At 44.2% G+C, this 17,947-nt stretch carries 18 protein-coding genes; 8 read left to right on the top strand and 10 right to left on the bottom strand.

What is annotated here, in order from left to right; translation table 11 throughout:
* Positions 1-417, bottom strand: a complete 417-nt coding sequence (locus ABU165_RS04895) for a universal stress protein (RefSeq protein WP_148974985.1) — start codon at positions 415-417, stop codon at positions 1-3.
* An 18-nt stretch (positions 418-435) separates the two neighbouring features.
* Positions 436-1,899, bottom strand: coding sequence for a SulP family inorganic anion transporter (locus ABU165_RS04890; protein WP_318059678.1), 1,464 nt, complete (start codon positions 1,897-1,899; stop codon positions 436-438).
* Between the two features lie 157 nt (positions 1,900-2,056).
* Between ABU165_RS04890 and ABU165_RS04885 the strand changes: the two genes are divergently transcribed.
* From ABU165_RS04885 to ABU165_RS04875, 3 genes are all read left to right on the top strand, one after another.
* Complete coding sequence (locus tag ABU165_RS04885) at positions 2,057-2,599, top strand: recombinase family protein (protein WP_318059677.1); 543 nt, start codon at positions 2,057-2,059, stop codon at positions 2,597-2,599.
* A 52-nt stretch (positions 2,600-2,651) separates the two neighbouring features.
* Positions 2,652-3,920 (top strand): MFS transporter, encoded by a 1,269-nt coding sequence (locus ABU165_RS04880; protein ID WP_318059676.1) that lies wholly within the window; start codon positions 2,652-2,654, stop codon positions 3,918-3,920.
* Between the two features lie 195 nt (positions 3,921-4,115).
* Positions 4,116-4,733 (top strand): lysozyme inhibitor LprI family protein, encoded by a 618-nt coding sequence (locus tag ABU165_RS04875; RefSeq protein ID WP_253618862.1) that lies wholly within the window; start codon positions 4,116-4,118, stop codon positions 4,731-4,733.
* 171 nt (positions 4,734-4,904) lie between these two features.
* On the opposite strand, the gene ABU165_RS04870 is transcribed toward ABU165_RS04875, so the two are convergent.
* The gene (locus tag ABU165_RS04870; RefSeq protein ID WP_253618864.1) at positions 4,905-5,552 is read right to left on the bottom strand and encodes a DUF4352 domain-containing protein; all 648 of its coding nucleotides are present in this window, start codon (positions 5,550-5,552) and stop codon (positions 4,905-4,907) included.
* A 63-nt stretch (positions 5,553-5,615) separates the two neighbouring features.
* Positions 5,616-7,013, bottom strand: a complete 1,398-nt coding sequence (locus ABU165_RS04865) for an alkaline phosphatase (protein ID WP_318059675.1) — start codon at positions 7,011-7,013, stop codon at positions 5,616-5,618.
* Positions 7,014-7,649: 636 nt separating this feature from the next.
* Between ABU165_RS04865 and ABU165_RS04860 the strand changes: the two genes are divergently transcribed.
* Both ABU165_RS04860 and ABU165_RS04855 read left to right on the top strand, forming a co-directional pair.
* Positions 7,650-8,426 (top strand): ABC transporter ATP-binding protein, encoded by a 777-nt coding sequence (locus tag ABU165_RS04860; protein ID WP_318059674.1) that lies wholly within the window; start codon positions 7,650-7,652, stop codon positions 8,424-8,426.
* A gap of 2 nt (positions 8,427-8,428) precedes the next feature.
* Positions 8,429-10,075: a hypothetical protein gene (locus ABU165_RS04855; protein ID WP_318059673.1), complete on the top strand. Its 1,647-nt coding sequence runs from the start codon at positions 8,429-8,431 to the stop codon at positions 10,073-10,075.
* Positions 10,076-10,115: 40 nt separating this feature from the next.
* Here the strand turns inward: ABU165_RS04855 and ABU165_RS04850 are convergent, their stop codons facing one another.
* Positions 10,116-10,571 carry an NUDIX hydrolase gene (locus tag ABU165_RS04850; protein ID WP_318059672.1) on the bottom strand — a complete coding sequence of 152 codons (456 nt, stop codon included), beginning with the start codon at positions 10,569-10,571 and terminating at the stop codon, positions 10,116-10,118.
* A gap of 87 nt (positions 10,572-10,658) precedes the next feature.
* Positions 10,659-11,363: a CPBP family intramembrane glutamic endopeptidase gene (locus tag ABU165_RS04845; RefSeq protein WP_318059671.1), complete on the bottom strand. Its 705-nt coding sequence runs from the start codon at positions 11,361-11,363 to the stop codon at positions 10,659-10,661.
* Between the two features lie 93 nt (positions 11,364-11,456).
* Here ABU165_RS04845 and ABU165_RS04840 point away from each other — a divergent pair, with 93 nt between their 5' ends.
* On the top strand, positions 11,457-12,194 hold the full coding sequence (locus ABU165_RS04840; RefSeq protein ID WP_318059670.1) for a MerR family transcriptional regulator: 738 nt from the start codon (positions 11,457-11,459) through the stop codon (positions 12,192-12,194).
* 65 nt (positions 12,195-12,259) lie between these two features.
* Here the strand turns inward: ABU165_RS04840 and ABU165_RS04835 are convergent, their stop codons facing one another.
* Positions 12,260-12,823 (bottom strand): hypothetical protein, encoded by a 564-nt coding sequence (locus ABU165_RS04835; protein WP_318059669.1) that lies wholly within the window; start codon positions 12,821-12,823, stop codon positions 12,260-12,262.
* 197 nt (positions 12,824-13,020) lie between these two features.
* Here ABU165_RS04835 and ABU165_RS04830 point away from each other — a divergent pair, with 197 nt between their 5' ends.
* Positions 13,021-13,947, top strand: a complete 927-nt coding sequence (locus ABU165_RS04830; RefSeq protein ID WP_148949958.1) for an RNA polymerase sigma factor — start codon at positions 13,021-13,023, stop codon at positions 13,945-13,947.
* Positions 13,948-13,995: 48 nt separating this feature from the next.
* Here ABU165_RS04830 and ABU165_RS04825 read toward each other — a convergent pair whose 3' ends face one another.
* Positions 13,996-15,279, bottom strand: a complete 1,284-nt coding sequence (locus ABU165_RS04825; protein ID WP_318059668.1) for a S41 family peptidase — start codon at positions 15,277-15,279, stop codon at positions 13,996-13,998.
* Positions 15,280-15,434: 155 nt separating this feature from the next.
* Between ABU165_RS04825 and ABU165_RS04820 the strand changes: the two genes are divergently transcribed.
* Entirely contained in the window at positions 15,435-15,989 is a 555-nt protein-coding gene (locus ABU165_RS04820) for a hypothetical protein (protein ID WP_129613146.1), read from the top strand.
* 74 nt (positions 15,990-16,063) lie between these two features.
* On the opposite strand, the gene ABU165_RS04815 is transcribed toward ABU165_RS04820, so the two are convergent.
* Positions 16,064-16,234, bottom strand: a complete 171-nt coding sequence (locus tag ABU165_RS04815) for a hypothetical protein (RefSeq protein ID WP_165352627.1) — start codon at positions 16,232-16,234, stop codon at positions 16,064-16,066.
* Positions 16,235-16,651: 417 nt separating this feature from the next.
* Positions 16,652-17,248 (bottom strand): hypothetical protein, encoded by a 597-nt coding sequence (locus ABU165_RS04810; RefSeq protein WP_318059667.1) that lies wholly within the window; start codon positions 17,246-17,248, stop codon positions 16,652-16,654.
* Positions 17,249-17,947 lie beyond the last annotated feature (699 nt).

The raw sequence follows: 17,947 nt of genomic DNA, 5'->3' as shown, positions 1-17,947 counted from the left end.
TTATTTTACGATAAGGACAGGGCAGTCTGTCCTTTTCACGACTTTATGGCTGACACTCCCGAGAACCATTTCCTGGAGAGCATTCAATCCGCGGCTGCCGATGACAACCAGGTCAGCATCAGAAGAATTGGCATATTCAACGATTGCAGGGCCAGGTTCGCCATGAAGGATTTTGACACTGAAGGAAGTACCGAGCGCCTCCAGCTTTTCTTCAAAAGGCAAAAGCTTTTCCCGCCTCGCAAGATCAAGGTCCTCTTTGCTTTGTGTATGGAGGACGTCAGTCATAGCTTTGGAATAGTCCGCGACATAGACGATTTCTATTGATGCACCGGACAGCTCTGCCAGCCCGGCAGCTTGGTCTGTGGCTCTTTCTGAATGCTCTGACCCGTCAATGGCCAGAAGGATCCTCTTGTACATATTTATTCCCCTTTTCCTTTAATGTGCTGATAGTTTTGAGTTTGGATCCTGGAAGGCCGCCAGCTTGTCGACCAGCTTCTTGCTCGCTGCATTCAGGTTGATCACTTGTACGTCATTATGGTTCTCCCTGAATTTGAAGACGGCCTTATCAATCGCCCCCACGGCTGAATCATCCCATATATGGGCGTTTGTGAAGTCCAAAATGACCGTTTCATTTTGGACAGCAAAATCCAATGAATCAAGAAAGCTTTCAACAGAAGCAAAAAACAATTGGCCTTCTACTTCGTATACCACTTTTTGCTTGTCCGTTCTTTTGCCCAGCCTGACAGTTGATATTTTCCAGACAAAGAAAACGGCACTGAGGATCACTCCTGCCAGAACACCCTTTGAGAGGTCATGGGTGGCAACAACAATGGCAACTGTTGCAAGCATAACAACCGCATCTGTTCTCGGCGCTTTCCGCAGATAAGTGAATGAGCTCCAGTCAAATGTTCCAATCGATACCATGATCATGATCCCTACAAGGACCGGCATCGGTATCTGCACAACCAGATCTCCCAGTACAATGATGAGAAACATCAGGAAAAGGCCTGCTGTCAAAGTGGACAGTCGTCCTCTTCCGCCTGATTTGACATTGATGACAGACTGTCCGATCATTGCACATCCTGCCATGCCGCCAAAGAAGCCATTCACCAGGTTTGCCATCCCCTGGCCCCTGGATTCTTCATTTTTATTGCTTTCAGTGCCTGTCATATCATCGACGATGGAAGCTGTCAGCAGCGATTCAAGTAATCCAACAATTGATAAAGCTAGTGAGTATGGAAAAATAATGGCCAGTGTTTCAAAGCTGAATGGCACATCCGGAATAAAGAAAGATGGCAATGATCTGGTGATGGCCCCCAAATCACCTACCGTCCGAAGCTCTGTACCAGAATAGATCGCAATGGCCGTCAATACGACTATCGCAATTAAAGGAGCCGGGATGGCTTTTAGAAACCTTGGGAGTATATAAACAATGGCAAGAGTTATCGCGACGAACACATAGGTCATTGTGGAAATGCCCAGGAAGTGCGGCACCTGTGCCATGAAAATCAAGATGGCTAAAGCATTAACGAACCCGATCATGACCGCACGCGGAATGAATTTCATCAGCTTGGCTACTTTTAATACCCCGAAAATGATCTGCAGGACACCAGTCAAAATAGTGGCTGCCAGAAGATAATCAAGTCCATGTTCTTTGATGAGCGGCACCATCAATAAGGCCATTGCCCCTGTGGCGGCTGAAATCATCCCGGGCCTTCCGCCGACAAAGGCGATAATGACAGCGATAGAGAAGGAAGCGTATAGACCCACCATGGGATCGACACCTGCTATAATGGAAAAAGCGATCGCCTCTGGAATGAGGGCAAGAGCGACGACGATGCCTGCAAGAATATCCGCCCTTACGTTTGAAAACCATTCTTTCTTAAGTTTTTCGACCAATTTAGATCCTCCTATATATATAAAGATAATGAATAACCAAAACTCAACTAAGACAGTCTAGCACGAATCTTCCTAAAAAGGAACCATTTTGAACCTTTATTTACGAAATCACAATGTGTTATGCTGATTGTAAACCTTTCATTAAAGGAGAAAAATCATGCTTATCGGATATATGAGGCCTCTTCAGGGCGATGAAAACTGTGAAAATCAACGGAATACACTGCAGAAAGCGGGCTGTGAAATCATTTTGGCAGAAGAGCATGCATCGCCAAAGAGACGCACGCAGCTGGACTCCCTGCTGGAAGGGCTTAAGCCTGGCGACAAGATTATGGTCACCAGGTTATTCAGCCTGGCGGATTCCTCACGCCACCTTGTTGAATTGCTGGAAGAAGTCAATTCAAAGAATGCTTTTATTTTTTCACTTGCTGAAAATATTGATACAGGCAATCCTGCCGGCTATTCTTTTCTTTACATAGCCAGGCATCTCGTTGAATTTCAAAGCGATGTGAAAAGCGAGAAAACGAAGCAGGGGCTTTTGGCAGCCAAGGAAAAAGGAAATATTGCCGGAAGGCCGCGCAAGGCAGATGAAAACGTCCGCCGCGCCATCGAAATGTATCAGAGCAAGCAATACAGCCTGAGGGAGATCAAGGAACAAACCGGCATCAGCAAGTCTACGCTTTACCGGTATTTAGAAAGCTGATCCCCTTTATTTCTCCATTTTTCGGTACTTCATGTGGATAGGGGGATTTTCAATGATAAAAGAGAGATTCCAGGGCATCTATTACGGCTGGGTCATTGTGTTTGTGGCTGCCCTCGGCGTGTTTTTCTCCGGCCCTGGGCAGACCTACTCTGTTTCAGTTTTTATTGATTCTTATATACGTGACTTCGGATGGAGCCGTTCTCAGGTGTCAGCGGTCTACTCGGCAGCTACTCTATGTGCAGGACTGTGCATGTTTTTTGTCGGGCGCTTCATTGACCGGCATGGACAGCGCAAAATGGCAGTTGCTGTTGGATTCAGCCTGGCACTGGCGTGTTTCTGGAACAGCCTTGTTGCCAATACCGCCATGCTTTTTGTCGGTTTCTTCTTGGTAAGACTGCTCGGTCAGGGTTCTATGTCCCTTATCCCCAACACACTTGTACCTCAATGGTTCATCCAGAACCGGGGAAAGGCATTGAGTCTGATGGCCTTGGGGGGCTTCACCAGCTCTGCCCTTTTCCCGCCGCTGAATGCCTGGCTGGTCAATACATGGGGATGGAGCTTTTCCTGGCGTGTGTGGGGAGTTGCCCTCCTGGTCATTTTTGTACCGCTTGCCTTTCTCTTGATCCGGAACAAGCCTGAAGATATCGGCCTCCTTCCGGACGGACGGCAGAAGCCGGTCCTGAAACCAGGTGAGCAGAATATGGCTGAGAGCGAACTAGAAGAAAACTGGACCTTGAAGGAAGCCATGAAAACCAAGGCTTTTTGGATGCTATTGTTCTGTGTGTCCATACCGGCATTAGTCAATACCGGGCTTACCTTCCATCTCATTTCCATTTTCGGGGTCCAGAATCTATCGCCTGGTTTGGCAGCGGTGGTTTTAAGCCTGATGGCCATCATCGGCTTTCCGATTACACTCGCAGCCGGCTTCATTCTTGATAAAGTAAAAGTAAATTATGTCCTCGCCGGCATTTTCCTTGGGGAAATCGTCTTTATTCTGATATTGCTGTCCGCCAAAAACGTCACGGTTGCCATCATTTTCGGGGTGCTGTGGGGCATCAGCGGCGGTTTTGAGAGGATCGCCCTCAATTATGTGTGGCCCAGCTACTTCGGCAGGCAGTCACTTGGCAGCATTAAAGGAACTGCCATGACCGTGACCGTCATCAGCTCGGCACTCGGCCCCCTTCCTTTCGGTTTTGCGTTCGATCTCTTCGGCGGCTATCAGGAAATATTGTATTTGACTTTGATATTGCCGCTGCTTGCTATATTCAGTTCATTGCTGGCGCGAAAGCCTGTGAAATCAGAGCAATCCTATTCCGTTTAAACCGATGCCGCATTGGCCAAATCAGATGAAAGCCTGCATTTCTTTATGAAAGGCAGGCTTTTTAACGATATTGGGAAAAGCAGATCCCCCTCCGCTTTTCCAGTTAAAAGAGATAATGTTACAGTATAATAGGAAGCCAAATCTATTAACTGGGCGCCAGAATACGTTATGAATTAAAAGAGGGGGTTTTTTAACATGGAAAACAAAGGCAAACATTACATAGCCATATTTGCTGTTTTATTAGTACTGCTATTAGCGGCTTGTGAAAGCTCAGCTGGTGTATCAAACGATGAGTCCGAGAAGCAGCAGAATAATGATTCGTCTCAAGATGCAGAGCATGAATCTTCTGGTGCAGACTCTGCAGAAGATGACACAAATACCGGCAGCACGAATACAGATGACACAGCATCTGAAAAAGAAGAAGACCCTCCCGCCAATGAAACCGAAGATAGCTTGAAGGAAGAGTATCTCCAAAAACTGAATAACAGCAAAAAAGAAGCAGACGCATTAGAAGCGGCAGATTCATCAACATACGCTTTGAAAAAAGTAGAAAATGACCGTTGGGAAATCTGGGATGAAAGGCTGAATGAGATTTATGGAGTTCTACAAGAGCGGCTTCCGGCAGAAGAGATGGAATCCTTAAGAGAAGAACAGCGCGACTGGCTAAAGGAACGTGACGCCCGCGCATTGGAGGCATCCCTCAAGTATGAAGGAGGCACGCAGGAACATTTAGAATATGTCGCTGTCCTGGCCGATCTCACAGAAGAAAGATGCTATGAACTGGTTGAAAATTATATGAATGAGGCTAAATAAGGAACACACAAAAAGGCATTGCCTCTGCGCAATGCCTTTTCTTTTAACTTCATGTATTTTGAAGCGGAATCTGTTTAACAGGTGATAGTCTACTAGCCGGCTGATTTAGTAAAGCTCACGATTCTTTCCAGCATTGAAACCAATTGCCGCCAGAAATGGTTCTGCCAGATTCTAGTTCAGTTTTACGCTCACATGCTTCCCCTGCTCAACCACATCATGGGATTCATTGACAGCATCGCTCGTCAACAGATCCACCGATTGATAGTCATCATTCTTTTCCAGGATAAAGCCCATGCTGCCCTTTTTAACGGAATTGCCTGCGATTTCCCCGGTCAGCTCTTCCAGGTAGATATCGTCTTCCCATGTTTTATGCTCGCCACTGTTCATCCTCAGGGCCGCAATCGGATTAAATTTGACTGAAGTGTCGGTATCGTTTTCTATTTCAAAGCTTACCTTTACAAAGTCGAATGCTTCTTCATGGGTAAAAGCATGGAAAAAGTCGATCATGCTGTAATCCGGTACATAGTGAAGCACTTTGACATCTTTGACAGTCATCGTTATTGGCCCGACTTTAATGGTCTCATTGACCGGGTTGTACGCTTTCAGGGTAAGCTCGCCCTTGCGGTCCTTAACGGTCTCGCCGACCAGTACCAGATTGCTGTCATCTGTCACCTGCGGGTTGGGCACATATACATCCTTTTTGACTGCTGCAGAGGCCTTGACCGTCGGCTCCCCGCTGTCTGGGTTTTTTTGGGTCTGGGATTCCGCTGAACAGCCGGCAAGGGCCGCTGCCAGCATGATGAGAACCAGCTTTTTCAAGTGAGTATCCTCCCTTAAGAAAAAGCTCCCGATGCGCTGGGCAGCGGGAAGCTTATGGATATTTTAGTTATTGAACCACCAGTGTGATTTGTTTCCTTTGCTCTTCAGCAAATCAAAAATGATTTCGGCATGGTCTGTATTGTTGACCTGGCCGGCAAAGCGTTCTTTGTAAGGGCCGTAAGCATAAACTGGTACGTCCTCGCCTGTATGGCCGCCAGTAGTCCAGCCGGTGTAGGAGCGCTTGTTAAAAATATTCTCGATTGCATTATCAATATCCACTGCTTTTTTAGATGCGGCTGCATCTTTAACCGCCTTGATTTCCTCCGGTGTCAGGGCAAGCTGCTTCTGGTCGATGTACGTTTTCAGTGTCTTTTCAACATCTGCGCCATTGGTGATTTCCGCAGCCATGAAATCAGGTGTTTTCTTTGCAGCTTTGATTGGATCCGCGAACCAGTTGTACACGCCGTCAGCTCCAATGGAGTAACCGCCTGTTGAGTGATCAGCTGTTGCCACTACAAGTGTATTCTTGTCGTTCTTGGCAAATTCGATAGCAGCTTTATAAGCCTTCTCGAAATCTTCCATTTCACTCATGGCCCCGACGATATCATTATCATGGCCGGCCCAGTCGATCTGGCTTCCTTCTATCATCAGGAAAAAGCCGTCTTTGTCGCTATTCAAGCGTTTAATGGCTGCCTTTGTCATTTCCTCAAGAGATGGTGTCTCTGCCGGGCGATCGATCATCTTTGGAAGGCCGCCTGGAGCGAACAAGCCAAGAATCTGGTCATTCTTGTCAGCCAGCAGCTGTTTTTTGTCCGTCACATAGCTGTAGCCATCCTTTTGGAACTCTTCTGTCAGATTGCGGTCTTCCCTCACAAAGTTTGACAGGCCTCCGCCAAGAAGGACATCAACCTTATGCTTGCCATTGATCAGCTCATCATAATAATCATCTGCGATGCCATTCATGTTCTTGCGTGTTTCATCATGTGCACCGAAAGATGCTGGAGTCGCATGAGTAATTTCAGAAGTTGCCACAAGTCCGGTCGCCTTGCCCCTTTCCTTTGCGGCTTCCAGTACAGTTTTAACTTCTTTTTTATCGTTATCAACGGCGATAGCGGCGTTGTAGGTCTTAACGCCTGCTGACATCGCAGTCGCTGCAGATGCAGAGTCGGTAATATTTTCAGAAGGGTCTTCCGGATAGGTCATTTGCTGTCCGACAAGATATGGATCGAATGCAGTCTGTTCGACGCCCGGTGTTTTTGGGTTATCTTTCATATAGCGATAGGCTGAGGTATATGAAACACCCATTCCATCGCCAATCAGGAAAATGACGTTTTTAACTTTTCCGCCTTTGTCTGCCTGTGCATCCTTCTCAGGAGCAAAAGATATGATGCTTCCAAGCGCAACAACTGACATCACGGCGATAGGAAGAATTTTTTTGCTCAAATGGCCTTTCTTAAACATAGGATCAACCTCCTGTTATGTATAAATCTATTAAAACTATAAGGAAGTTTTGTTGATGGCAGTTTAAGAGATAGTAAAGGGATTGTAAAAAATAGATAACAAATATTGGTTGTGATTTAAAGGAGCCGCGAATATGTTTGCGTTGGCAAGTTGAAGTGCTTTGCGGCAGCGTTTAGTTGTCTTGAGTACCTCACGTCAGGTTTTTGAAGCACTCTGAAGGGCTGGTGAACAATTCTGAGTGACTCATATTTGGATTCTGGGGTATTCTGACACCCTAATGAACTCTTTTGAGTGCTTCATATAGCGTTTTTGAAGCACTCTGATACCCTAGTGAACTCTTTTGAGTGCCTCATATCGGTTTTATGAAGCACTCTGGATCGATGAAACACCCTATGGAGTGACCCATGTCTGGCTTCTGAGGTACTCTGAGCCAATGAAACCCTGGTTTGAATGCCTCATCAGAACTTTCCCCGCATATTCCAATCCAATGTCCCCCCTCTCAACTTGTTCAACAGTATCCTTCTTAGATCATATTTAACCGGAAAAATGAAACAATTCCCAATCCACCCTTTAGCCCCCCAGCACCTAATGTTACACTAATAATAAATGGAATTATTTTGAAATGGGGTTAGGGGTATGGAAGACATCATATTAGAGATTGAAGACCTGAAAAAGAGCTATGGATCGAAGCCTGTGCTGAAAGGTGTTTCTTTTCAGGTGAAGCGCGGGGAGATCATTGGCTATATCGGACCAAATGGTGCCGGAAAGAGTACGACTGTGAAAATTATGCTGGGGATTGAGGACGGGTATTCAGGCGGGGTGAAGATCTTCGGCCAGGATATATCGGATGGGAAGATTGATTATAAAAGGAAAATCGGCTATGTGCCTGAAATTGCTGAGGTTTATGACAATTTAACGGGCCATGAGTATTTAACGTTTATCGGCGAGCTGTACGGCATTGATTCTGACCTTGCCAGCTATAAAGCTAAGGCCTTGATGGAGCTGTTTGGCATTGGGGAGGTCTATTATTCCAGGATTGCTTCTTATTCAAAGGGCATGCGGCAGAAGCTGCTCATCATTTCAAGCTTATTGCATAATCCGGACCTCTTGTTTTTTGATGAGCCCATCAATGGCCTGGATGCGAACAGCGTCATGATTTTTAAAGAGATCATGGCCCAGCTGGCTGTGCAGGGCAAAACCATCTTTTATTCTTCTCACATCATGGATGTGGTTGAAAAAATCAGCAGCCGCATCATCCTCCTTCATGATGGCAGGATTGCTGCTGATGGCACCTTTGAAGAGCTGCAGCAGACGACGGAAGGCTCGCTTGAGCAAATTTTTAACCAGCTGACAGGATTCAGCGAGCATAAGGAACTGGGTGCGAGATTTGTTTCGATTGTAGGGGAGATGTAAGGATGCAGGACTTTCAGACTCTCAAAATATTAGACCGTTTTGAATGGATGTTCAGCCGCTTGGGCGTAGACTACAAGGTTATGAGAATGATCCTGCAAGTAAAGCTGACGATGGATGGGCGCCGTGTGCCGACCGTTTTTGCGCAGAATGCGAGGAAGGCAGAAGACAAGGAAAAGAGCAATCAGTATATAAAATCACTATGGATTTATGTTTTATTCGGGCTGTTCATGATTCCCTTTCTGCTGATGGGTGAGAACTACCTTTTTCAAATGAGCCTTTTTTATGGGATCTTCACCTTTTTTGTCATGACAGCGATGATTTCCGATTTTTCGACGGTTCTGCTGGATATACGCGATCGGAATATCCTGTTTCCGAAGCCTGTTGACCGCAAAACGATCAATACAGCGAAAATGGTTCATGTTGTCATCTATCTATCATTTCTTACCATCGCACTTGCCACAATACCATTGTTTGTCGGGCTTTTTAACATTGGGCCTTTATTCCTCCTGACCGCAGTCATTAACATCATCCTGATTGACCTGTTTATCGTTGGATTGACTGCGCTTATCTATCTCGCATTCCTGAAATTCTTTGATGGGGAGAAATTAAAAGATCTTATTAACTATGTCCAGATCGGGCTTTCCCTGATGATTATGGTCGGCTATCAATTGCTGATCCGCTCCTTCGCTATCATTGATTTCACCGTCTCACTGGAGCCTGAATGGTGGCAGGTATTCATCTTCCCGATGTGGTTTGGAGCCAATATGGAATTGGTGCTGAACGGCCGCTTCCAGCCGTTCTATATCATCTTTACAGCTTTAAGTATCGTGGTTCCGTTCCTGAGCATTTGGATTTATACGAAATTCAATTCGTCTTTTGAGCAAAACCTGCAGAAGCTTGCCTATCACGGCAGTGCTAAGGAAAAGAAGCGGAGCAAAACCGGCCAATTCTTCCTGAAGGTGCTTTGCCGCTCAAAGGAAGAAAGAGCATTCTTTAAATTTGCCAGCAGCATGATGAAAAATGAACGGGATTTCAAGCTGAAGGTGTACCCTTCATTAGGGTTTTCCATCGTCGTTCCGTTTCTAATGATATTCAGCAGCTTTGATACAGACCTCAGCCGCCTGGAAGGCAGCAAATCATATTTATCTATCTATTTCAGCATGATCATCATCCCGACCATCATGATCCTTCTGAAATATTCAGGTAAATATAAAGGGAGCTGGATTTTCAGAGCCGCGCCTTTAGACCAGCTTGGCCCCATGTTCAGCGGAACGATAAAGGCATTCATCCTTAAATTGTATCTGCCGATCTACTCTATATTGAGTGTCCTGTTTGTCCTGCTTTTCGGGGCAAGAGTTGTGCCGGATCTGGTTGTCGTGTTTATCAATGCCTGTACCTATGCGGTCCTTTGCTTCATGATCCTGAAAACGGCGATTCCGTTTTCGGAGTCTTTTGACCAGTATAATCAGAGCGGCAATGGTGTGATTATATTCGGACTGATGCTGTTTGCCGGATTATTTGCCGGACTGCACTACTTAAGCACATTGCTGCCGTATGGAATCTATCTGTATATGGCAGTTGCCCTTATATATCTGGCTGTTTTTTGGAAGCTGGCGTTTAGGGTTACTTGGAAGGATGTTCTTGAATAAGAAGGCACAAGAAAGCCGCCATGGTTTGGCGGCTTCTTTTTTACTGCGACAGCGATTGTGCATATTGCTTTATAAGATTCTTTATCATAGGATTCAGCGCTTCAGGCAGCTCATCTGCTCTGAAAAATTTTGCCTCAGTCGTTTCCAACCCGTCCGCTTTAAGAACGCCGCCTTTCATATCCCTCGAAATATAGGCGATTGTCACAGGATAAAATTCATCTCCGTTCGGTAATTTCACATGATGCTCTTTTCCTGAAATCACGCCGGCCAAATCAAGCCTGCCTATTTCAATGCCGGTTTCCTCCAGGACTTCCCTTCTTCCAGCTTCTTCAGTGGATTCGCCTAATTCAATGAATCCCCCGGGAACGCCCCAGAGGCCGTCAATCCTTTTTTGCAGCAAAAATTCTCCCATATCATTGATGACCGCTACTGCAACGCCAACCAATATGAGCGGCTCATTGCCTACAACACTGCGTAAATCTTCTATATACCCCATAGTCTCCTCCATTTCCTTTCTACATGGAATATATTTCCACATTCTCAATCCAGTCCCCTTCTTTTTTAAATTCAAAAATCCCACCCATTATCCAAGACTAGTCAGCAACACCATAAACCCGTTCGTCAGCCCGTGAATTAGAACCGGAGGCCAGATGGAGCCTGTCCGCTCGTAAGCCAGGGCGAAAAGAATGCCGCTGAAGAAATTGACGGGCATAACGTTATAGGTCGGGATATGAATGATGGTAAAGATCAGCGAGCTGAGCAGCAGCGCCCCCTTCAGCCCCATCCGTGTCCGCAGCCAGCGATACAAGAAGCCCCGGTAGAAGATTTCCTCATATATGGGCGAAATGACAGCAGCTGAAATGAAGGCAATGAGCACTGTGAAAAAAGTGACGTTTTGCTGCATGGCCTCAGTTTTGCTGTTTTCCCACGTATTGCCTATAAAGCTGGTAAGCACAACAATGATGACGGCGCCGGCCAGCAAGACTGCCGAATACAGCCCGATGAGCTTCCAATCCTTCAAAGCGAATCCTTTTACTCCAACCTCCCTCCAGGAAAGCTTTTTTGGGCGGAGGGCAGTAAAATATACCCCCGCCATTAGAATAACGGCTATTGTTAATCCGGTTAATGTCCCGGCATATAAATCGTCTTTAAACCACTCGGCATAAAGAGGCTGTACAATGAGCTTCACGACACCAATCACAACAGCAAATTCAAGCAGCATCAATAAAATAAATTCTCTCCAACCCCAGCGGTCCCGTGTTTTCCAATTCATTTGATCTGTTCCCATTCTTCATCCCTCTTTCTAACTTTCCAAATGGTATAATTTAACTATATTGGGTGACGCAACGTAACCTGCAAGCTTTTTTTAGGAGGAGTACCGATGAAACTTTGGACAACCGGAGAAGCAGCGAAGCAGCGCAATGTTTCCGTTCGCACACTCCGCTATTATGATCAAATCGGCCTTCTGGCGCCAAGCTTTAAAGATGAAAATGGAAAGCGACATTATTCAGAGGAAGACTTATTTACATTGGAGAAAATATTGATTCTTAAGTCCCTTTCGCTTCCGTTAGAGGAGATCCGTGAGGTACTGAAACAGCTTTCTTATAAACAAATCTTAGTATCCCACTATAATCACCTTCAGGAGCAGCTCTCAGAGCTCCAAACAAGCATCTCCAACACAGCATCTCTGATCAATATGACCGATTTAGAGGATTCACTATCCTGGGATCGAGTCGCAGAGCTTGTGCAAAATTCACAAAAGCATTCCAAGAAATGGACCGACTATTTTCAGGAAGAGGAAATAGCGTTCCTGGAAAAAACAATCCCAAACCTTGGCAGCAATGATGAAATCACCCAGCAGTATGTTTCCCTGCTGCGAAGGATTGAATGGTGCGTGGAACACCACATACCAGCCGAGTCGGAGGAAGGCTTTGAAATTGCTTCTGAATTAATCCATCTATCAAATAAAAGCTTCCAGGGAGATACAGAACTGATGGACCAATTTTGGGAAGTCAGGAAAATGCCTGCCGAGGAAACTGGGCTCTATCCTGTTTCAGAAGAGGTGCTGGAGTTTGTGGAGCGCTGTTTGGCTTATGCGGGTTCAAGGGCTGGCAGCTAAGCTCAATGGTACATAGCCAAAAAGGAGAAAGATCAAGGCTGAATCAATTGCGGCTGGATAGCCCTTTATTTTTTCATTACCTTAAAGTCGACTGTCCCCTTTACCCTGACATGTTCTCCGGATTCAACACTAAAATCAGTAGAGCCTTGAACCACATAATAACCGGCGGGAAAGCCGGAGGCATTCAGGAACTCCTTCATAAAGTTAACATAGTCTTGAGGATCCTGATCCTCACTATAACTGCCGCTTTTTCCGTACTCTTCCCGATAAGGCTTTCCTTTTTTAATGGTTGTTGATAATCCGATGTCATTAACTGCACTTCCTATTTCATACCCCCGTATCTTTTCCCGCATCGGGAACAAGACAGCTGAGGAAGAATGATAGATTGTGACCTCTTCTTTTTCCCCTATATATTCAATTTCCCCATATAACTCTATGTCCTCACCTTCTTCGTACTCTCCCTTTTCACTTTTAATCCGGAAGATAAAGTCACCTTGAACGTTTTCATCGCTGGTCTGAGAAACTTCATATTTTTCTAAGTCTCTGTTATCGACAGAATGGGACGATTGACAGCCTGCCGTTAGAATAGTGAACAGCAGAAAAACAGCTAAGATCAAATATTTATTCACTTAACCTCTCCTTTTGGCTTCTTTAAATATTAGAAGGCATTTTCATGAGAAAGGTTTCAACTTTTTTGGCGATACAAAACAATACTGGGCATCAATGTAGCCGGCGATGTAGACTTAAAATGAGCTTTGATAAAATTTCATTTTTCCCGTACAATTTCGCCCTACCTATTCGTCCTACCAATAAAGGAGCTGATTATATGGTGACAGAACAAGAATTAGCAGGCAAAGCACGCGAACTGAAGGATATGTTTTCTGAGCTTGCGGAAGCCCATTCAGAGCAGCTTTGGAATTATTGCCGCTATCTGACCGGATCTCCGTGGGATGGCGAGGATTTGTTTCAGGAAACGATGCTGAAGGCATTGGGCGGATTATTTCAGAGATGGCATCCGACAAATACAAAATCCTATTTGTACAGGATGGCCACCAACATATGGATCGACCACTGCCGCAGGGAGAAAAGAAATCTTGGCACATTAGACGAAGGAGATATCCCAGCGGTTGAATTTACGGAGACGCTGGAGCTTCAGCAGGCACTCGGCTGCCTTGTTGAGCTTTTCAAACCAAGGCAGATTGCCGTATTCCTGCTGTTTGAAGTCTTTCAGTTCAAGGCAGAGGAAGTGGCTGGCATGGCCAGGACCACGCCGGGAGCCGTTTATGCCACAACGAGAAGGATGAAGGAAAAATTGAAGCAGCATAACAATCCGGAAACTCAGGATCACCGCTTCGTCCATGAAAATGAGCCGGTCATCAAAGCCTATTTAAAGGCCTTAAACGAAGGCGATGTCGAAGCAGTCCTGGATCTGATCAGTGACCAGGCACAAAATGAAGCACCTTTAGGCTTCGCAGAATTTAGCAAAGAAGAAATGCGGAATGGCTCGCTGCGCTATGGGTTGCCTGGATACAGGGCCGAGTCCCGCATACTTTGGGGCAAGCCGGTTATTATTGTTTTTGCCGACGAAGGACAAGGCCCGTTCATCCATGACATTCAGTACCAGGAAACCGAAAACGGAAAAATTGTCAGGCATGTAAGCTATTTTTTCCGTAAAGAATTCATTCTGGCGGCCGCAGAGGAACTAGGTGTGCCGGCACAGCTTACTAAGCCGCCTGTGGATTGGGCGAAGTAATCTTTAAAGGCAGATTTAGGTCTGTCTTTTTCTCTTGTAAAATCTGCCCTACCTGAATGTACTTTTTTCCAATGACAGCCATTCTATCGCCTTCTCCAGGTCAACATCCCGCTTCAAGTGCTCAGGTGTCCACGGGACATACAAATCCGGCGCTATCCCTTTGCCTGTCATCCCCATGCCTCTATCAATCCGGGACAGCCTTGAGGTGGGATACATGAATTGGAACCCTTCATCCCAGTGCTTGCTTATGAGGTTGGCATAATCATTTAATCCTTTTGTCGGCCTGCCGATGACCCGGACTTTGCTGGACTTTTTGCAAAGCTCAACAAAGGAGTCACCAGAACTGCCGCACATGTAATCTGACAATACAGCAACTAATTTAGGATTTTTGGTGCCTTTCACAAAGGTGTCAGGCACAATGTCTTTAAAATTAAACTCAACGAACCCTTTTCCTTTATTCCTCTGCCACTCCCGAATAAAGACCTTAAGGAATTGCTGTGCCTCTTCCCCCTGGATGCCTTCCAGTACCGGGAGCGTTTCCGCCAAGAATCTGCCGGCGTTCAAATGGGTGCAGTTAAACAGCATCGTGTCCTTTCTGTCAGCGAGCTCCACACCTTCTTCAGGCATGATATACGGCATGAGAGGATAATAGCTGGAGTCGCTTCCGCCATAATTGACCCGAACATCTATTATCCATTGGTCTGCTGATTCAATAAGATCCCTATTATCTTTGACCAGTTTTACAATGGCATCTGGATCCGCAAAATCAGTAATGGTGAATAGCAATGTATCCTGATTCACCTTTTCCACAGTATAGGCTGGCGTATATCCTGGTTTTTCATAAGTACTGAAAGTAATTTTACGAACATTCCCCTGCTCATCCTGTATGTCGCCATATTCATACAGCGAAAGGATCGGCATCCAGTCTTCCCGTTCGGGATGGTTAGCCTTCAAGAGCCGGCTGTGCTTTTCTTTCAGTTCCGGGATGGTGAAGCCCCCAAGCGAAATAATCGCCATGCCGGCATTTAATTTTTGTTCATTTTTCGCCCCGGTAACATAAAGGCAGTCCTTATATCGCCTGACCTGGAATCCTCTGTCCACCGGCTTTCTTTTTTCCGCCGAGCTGTCAGCAAAGTAAATATGGTGGTCTTGAAAGTCCAATAAATAGTCTCTTACTATATCTGCAAACTGCTCCCTGGTCAGCTTATTGGTTTCTTTTAAAAGCTGTAGTTTTTCAAGATAAGCCTCCGGATCATCCCATCCTTTTTTATCCACGCACCCCGCATAGTCGTAATGCATGATTTCTACAATCTCTCTGAAAATCTGTTCCATAGCCTATCCCCTTCGTTCATATTTTCCCTTATATTTCCTATTGTATATCATGAAAGGTTTGACCTTCTTTGAAGGTGTAAACTGTTCTTCCTTTAAAGGGTTTGGAATAATATATTAAAATGCAAATACAGTCATAAAAACAGGGAGCTGAGAAATTGAAGCGGAGAATGAGTCTTTTGCTGATTGGATTAATGTTAATTGCCAGTGCCTGTTCCTCTCAAACGGACGGAGGAGCCAATTCTTTTCAAGAGCAGGCTGGCGATGAATTTGAGACTGATGTATTTATTCCTGAATATGAACAGTATTCCATCACATCGGCTGAGGTTAAATATCCGCCAACAGGTGACAAGAAGGACCTGGTTGTGGTCTATTCAAAAGAAAAGGGTAAGTTAAGAGACAAAGAGTATATCGAAAAATATGAGAATACAATGGATTCGAAGGTTCTATATGGACTTTATGATGGAGAACCCTGGCTTTTCATCATCACCTACAGCAATTTCGAGATCATTGATGGTGAAATTGACAGCAAGATTAAAACGATGAACGGTGTGGATGTCCATTATAGAGAGATTGCGGCTGACACAGATATGCTAATAGCATTCTTCAATCTCGAGAAAGGCTCTTATCATATTGAGTTTTCATTGAGAGAGGGAATGACTAAGGAGAAGGCGTTTGAGATTGTTGAGGATATTATTGAGAGTAATGGGTAGAGGGATGGGGCTTCCATCCCTTTGTTTTTTTGCCGGGGTATGAGTGCAAATTGTAATGTTGAATAGGTGGCTGCTTACTTCTTAGATTTAGGTATAAAATATGTACTGCCGCCCATCAAAAATCCACCGATGATTGCAAGTAATGTACCGATGATAATCCAATGAGTTAATGAAAGAGTAGACAAATATATTCCTAACAACAATAAAAGTAAGCCAGCAAAAAATAAACTTCTTACCTTTCTCATTTTTTCTCCCTTCAATATACGTTTGTTCAAACTGTCCCTTTGATAGCTGCTATTCCTTACGTTTTTTTTCATCAAAATAAGTCCAAGTATAATAAATAACCCAAAATATAATTGGCAATATAAAGGCATAGATATTTTTTATTGGGAGAATAAAAACGATGAAAAAGCCAATTATTATTCCAATAGGCATCAGTGTCCAATAAATTTTATCTTTAAAAGGCTTCACGCTAGGTCCTCTCTTTCTCAACTTTTACTGCCATTTATTTGAACTGGGGTGCTTGTTCAGCCAACGTACTCTATTATATATTTTAATGTTTTTTCAATTTATTATATTCGGGGTTAGTGAAAGAGTGTCTCTTGAGATTGTTAATCTAATACTCTTGTAAATCTTTCGAAAGATATATCAGAATCGTAAACTCATTCAACCTTCTTTAATAGCGGCGCGGTAATAAACATAATGAATAAACCTAACCCATAACAAAATAATGAGATATACCACGCTTTTCCGTAATCCGTTAAACTAGCCATGAGCACCATTTCCTGACCTCTATATGAAGATAAGCCTCCCAGAATAAAAAAAATACCTAGTACTATTAATATTGGGATTAAAGTTTTCAATCCTTTTGGACTCGTAAAGGCCAAGAATAAAGATTCCCTTTTATAAATTGACAATATCCATACAAGAACAAATATCCCTAAGCATACTGCAAACCACGTATATCCCCATGTCATTCGATAAATAGGAAAGGAGAGAAACACTGACATTGTTAAAAATTGAGTATAAGCTGTTAAAGAATTATATCTCACTATCCCAATATCGGGTTTTTTCCACCATATCCAAGCTATTGACACTTCGATGACTGTAACGATCATAAACGTTATAAATAATTTCATATTCCAGATTCCATACGGGATAAGCGACATAAATACCGCCCACAATATATTTGAAAACAGGAGGTACATTGCATTTGAATCAAAGAAGTTTTTAACTGATCTATCTACTTCTCTCACCAACTCCCTCTCTCCTTTCTATCAAACGGTAACTTAAAGTCCCTTTCTATTACTACGTTAAAGGTATCAAAATGTTTCATTACTTATGAAAACAAACTTGAGTGACTGATTTTTCACACCAGATTTTTGTGGTGGCAGTGAAAGCGAGTAAAAGATCGCAGACGGAGTGGAATTCACTAAGGGAAGCTGCTGGGGATACTGACTTATTTATAGCTTTCTTCTATCCTGAAGAAGGCTCTTATAATATTTAGGTTTATGGAGAGCGGGAATAGCTAAGTAGAAGTCGTTTGAGGTTGTTGGAGAGATAATTGAAGATAATGTCTAAAGGGATGGCGCTTTCCATCCCTTTGCTTAATGCTTCTGTAGAATTATAGAGTTGATAAGCTTGATTGAAAGTCTTACCTTGTTAAAACATAATATATAACGTAGAACCAACTAAAAAATCCGTGAAGGATTGCCCAGAGAACGGATTTGTGAATACTCCATGATATTGTTATAGCTAAAGCAGAACCAAATGTAATGGCACCTTTAGAACCAGCTGGCGCTTTGAATCTTTTTTCCGCCTTGTACTTCATAGTCCGCCCCCAATTTCTTAATCTTCTTGATCTTTTCTATAAGTTATTTTTCATTGAGAAGATTATTCCCTTTCACCATTATTAATTTCAATTCCACCAACCCGCACTTCCATCCTTTCCGGCCCAC

Origin of the sequence: Cytobacillus sp. T106, from assembly GCF_040492155.1 — a bacterium.
Lineage (GTDB): Bacteria > Bacillota > Bacilli > Bacillales > Cytobacillaceae > Bacillus_AB > Bacillus_AB infantis.
This window is presented reverse-complemented; position numbering and strand designations above follow the sequence as displayed.

Excerpts from the sequence above, each read along its gene's own strand:
- ABU165_RS04850 (WP_318059672.1), bottom strand. The coding sequence starts at position 10,571 with ATGGGGTATATAGAAGATTTACGCAGTGTTGTAGGCAATGAGCCGCTC.
- ABU165_RS04860 (WP_318059674.1), top strand. The coding sequence starts at position 7,650 with ATGGAAGACATCATATTAGAGATTGAAGACCTGAAAAAGAGCTATGGA.
- ABU165_RS04830 (WP_148949958.1), top strand. The coding sequence starts at position 13,021 with ATGGTGACAGAACAAGAATTAGCAGGCAAAGCACGCGAACTGAAGGAT.
- ABU165_RS04865 (WP_318059675.1), bottom strand. The coding sequence starts at position 7,013 with ATGTTTAAGAAAGGCCATTTGAGCAAAAAAATTCTTCCTATCGCCGTG.
- ABU165_RS04895 (WP_148974985.1), bottom strand. The coding sequence starts at position 417 with ATGTACAAGAGGATCCTTCTGGCCATTGACGGGTCAGAGCATTCAGAA.
- ABU165_RS04825 (WP_318059668.1), bottom strand. The coding sequence starts at position 15,279 with ATGGAACAGATTTTCAGAGAGATTGTAGAAATCATGCATTACGACTAT.
- ABU165_RS04855 (WP_318059673.1), top strand. The coding sequence starts at position 8,429 with ATGCAGGACTTTCAGACTCTCAAAATATTAGACCGTTTTGAATGGATG.
- ABU165_RS04815 (WP_165352627.1), bottom strand. The coding sequence starts at position 16,234 with ATGAGAAAGGTAAGAAGTTTATTTTTTGCTGGCTTACTTTTATTGTTG.
- ABU165_RS04885 (WP_318059677.1), top strand. The coding sequence starts at position 2,057 with ATGCTTATCGGATATATGAGGCCTCTTCAGGGCGATGAAAACTGTGAA.
- ABU165_RS04840 (WP_318059670.1), top strand. The coding sequence starts at position 11,457 with ATGAAACTTTGGACAACCGGAGAAGCAGCGAAGCAGCGCAATGTTTCC.
- ABU165_RS04845 (WP_318059671.1), bottom strand. The coding sequence starts at position 11,363 with ATGGGAACAGATCAAATGAATTGGAAAACACGGGACCGCTGGGGTTGG.
- ABU165_RS04875 (WP_253618862.1), top strand. The coding sequence starts at position 4,116 with ATGGAAAACAAAGGCAAACATTACATAGCCATATTTGCTGTTTTATTA.
- ABU165_RS04880 (WP_318059676.1), top strand. The coding sequence starts at position 2,652 with ATGATAAAAGAGAGATTCCAGGGCATCTATTACGGCTGGGTCATTGTG.